Below are 2630 nucleotides of genomic sequence, written 5' to 3'. Positions count from 1 at the left end.
AATTTAATCAAGGGTAAAATTCTCAAATGTTCCCAGAGAAGTTAATATAAATATTCAGTGGTTGAGAAATAAAATAATTTCAGGGATGGTTTACTTATGAATAATAAAATCACAAATTTTTGGCATTCTCTCAAGTTTTGGTTTGCCTGTAAATCAGGAAATATTTTTCTGGCAAATCAGATATTAAAAGCTCTGGAAAATTCGGCTGAAGTTTTCGGCATCTGAAAATAACTTTGATAGATAAATTACCAATTTCATCAACAGAAAAATTCTCAAAGGTTCTCAGAGAAGTTAAGACAAATATTCAGTAGTTGAGAAATAAAACAATTTCAGGGGATATTTACTTATGAATAATAAAATTACAAATTTTTGGCGTTCTCTCAAGTTTTGGTTTGCTCTAAAACAAGGAAATAATTCTCTGGCAAATCAGATATTAAAAGCTCTGGAAAATTTCGCTGAAGTTGACGGAATCTGGAAATGACTTTTGCCGATAAATCAGGAATTTAATCAACAGAAAAATTCTCAAAGGTTCCTAGAGAAGTTAATACAAATATTCNTTGCCGATAAATCAGGAATTTAATCAACAGAAAAATTCTCAAAGGTTCCTAGAGAAGTTAATACAAATATTCAGTGGTTGAGAAAAAAATAATTTCAGGGAATATTTACTTATGACTAGCAAAATCACAAATTTTTGGCGTTCTTTCAACTTTTGGTTAGCCTTAAAACAAAGAAATGATTCTTTGGCAAATCAGATATTAAAAGCTCTGGAAAATTTCGCTGAAGTTGACAGAATCTGGAAATGACTTTTGCCGATAAATCAGGAATTTAATCAACAGAAAAATTCTCAAAGGTTCCTAGAGAAGTTAATACAAATATTCAGTGGTTGAGAAAAAAAATAATTTCAGGGAATATTTACTTATGACTAACAAAATTACANTTGCCGATAAATCAGGAATTTAATCAACAGAAAAATTCTCAAAGGTTCCTAGAGAAGTTAATACAAATATTCAGTGGTTGAGAAAAAAAATAATTTCAGGGAATATTTACTTATGACTAACAAAATTACAAATTTTTGGCGTTCTATAAAATTTTGGTTTGCCCTTAAACGAGGAAATAATTCTCTGGCAAATCAAATACTAAAAGCTATTGAAAATTCGGGAGCAAAATTATCTCCTTTAGAGAAGTTATATCAAGATAAGCTGAAGTTTCAGGAATCTTTAAATGACAAAGACAGAGAAATAAGCAATTTAAGTAAACATCTGAAAAAAGCTGTCGATAAATTAGATGAATTAGAATTAAAGATTGATTTTGATGAGCCAGTAATTAGACGACTTGATGACTATATATTGACTCCAGAACCAAAATTTATTGAATTTGTCACCAAGACTTTTCAGTTAATTGAAAAGGATGAAAGTTTATGGCAATGTACTGGAATAGATGAAAGAATATTTGATGATTTTGAGTCAAGTTTGGCAGAGTATATTAAATCTGAACTGGAAAGAATACCTGAAAAAAAACGACCATCAGAGTTGGAAGAAGCAATTAAAGATATGCAGTTATTAAAGGGTAATACCGATCCTGATTATGGTTTTAAATTGACCCCTCATGTCTATATGATGAAACATTTTCCGGATCATGTTTATTCTAGTTATTTAGCTTGGTTTTTAATATATAAATCTGGATTATTACCTACTAAACTTAACATCCTTGATATAGGTGCTGGTCCAGGAACAGTTGCTTATGGACTAGCTTTATTTTTGCAAAGTAGTAGTGGTTTTTTTCCCACTCCTCCGATGCACATTTGTTATTATTCTCTGGAAAAACAAGCTCAGTTTCAGTATCGAGGTCTTCAGTTTTGGCGACAATATATAGAAGAACAAAGAATGCCTACTAATTTGTATTTTCGATTTGATACAACAGACATTCTTAAATACAACGAGCAGTCAAAAGTTTTGCCAAAAAGTTTCTTTGATTTTATAGTTATTTCTCACTGTTTATTTCGTGATTCAGAAGAGAATAAAAAGTCTTGTGAGGTTTATCGAAAAATATTTCAGGAAAGTTTGATAAGCGGTGGTTATGTAGTCCTAATTGTTCAAGTAAATAGTTTTTTTGGATTCCATGAAATGCAACCTAAAGAAGATATTTCTCTAGAAAGAAAATTAGTTGAAAAGTTAGTAGAGGAGTTGGATTTAAAGTTGGAGTGGTTTAAATATATTACTTCAACTGGTATTAGGGAATCTAAGAAAGATTTTTTAAAGTACGCTAATGAACATCTGCCTCCTCAAAAATTTATGACTCCCCTTAAACGTAAATATCTCAAATTAAACTATAACTCAAACTATGGATTAGATGACTATATAATTCTAGCTAAAAGATAAAACCACTTCCAAAACTATTTAGAAAAAATGCTCCACAAAATTCAACGCCGAATCTCAGATATTACTCCATACAAAAACTTAGTTGAAAGGTTACTAGAAGATTTAGTTGAAAGTTGGAGTAGTTTAAATATATTGTGGCAATAAGTATCAGAAAGTCTACTCAAAATTTTCCCAACTTTCCCCAAGAAAATTTGCCACTGCTCAAATTTATCACCCTACTAAAATCTCAATACCTCAGACTAAACTATGACT

At 30.3% G+C, this 2630-nt stretch carries 4 protein-coding genes; all 4 read left to right on the top strand.

The features are described 5' to 3' along the window. Positions 1-96: 96 nt before the first annotated feature. The 4 genes from AFK68_RS43245 (at position 97) to AFK68_RS02595 (ending at position 2378) form a co-directional block, all read left to right on the top strand. On the top strand, positions 97-225 hold the full coding sequence (locus AFK68_RS43245; RefSeq protein ID WP_256386469.1) for a hypothetical protein: 129 nt from the start codon (positions 97-99) through the stop codon (positions 223-225). 121 nt (positions 226-346) lie between these two features. Beyond that, entirely contained in the window at positions 347-481 is a 135-nt protein-coding gene (locus AFK68_RS43240) for a hypothetical protein (RefSeq protein WP_256386468.1), read from the top strand. Positions 482-668: 187 nt separating this feature from the next. Beyond that, the gene (locus AFK68_RS43235; protein WP_256386467.1) at positions 669-803 is read left to right on the top strand and encodes a hypothetical protein; all 135 of its coding nucleotides are present in this window, start codon (positions 669-671) and stop codon (positions 801-803) included. Positions 804-1049: 246 nt separating this feature from the next. Continuing rightward, entirely contained in the window at positions 1050-2378 is a 1329-nt protein-coding gene (locus AFK68_RS02595) for a photosystem II assembly protein (protein WP_168186296.1), read from the top strand. Positions 2379-2630 lie beyond the last annotated feature (252 nt).

Source organism: Hydrocoleum sp. CS-953 (assembly GCF_002260545.1).
Lineage (GTDB): Bacteria > Cyanobacteriota > Cyanobacteriia > Cyanobacteriales > Microcoleaceae > Trichodesmium.
This window is presented reverse-complemented; position numbering and strand designations above follow the sequence as displayed.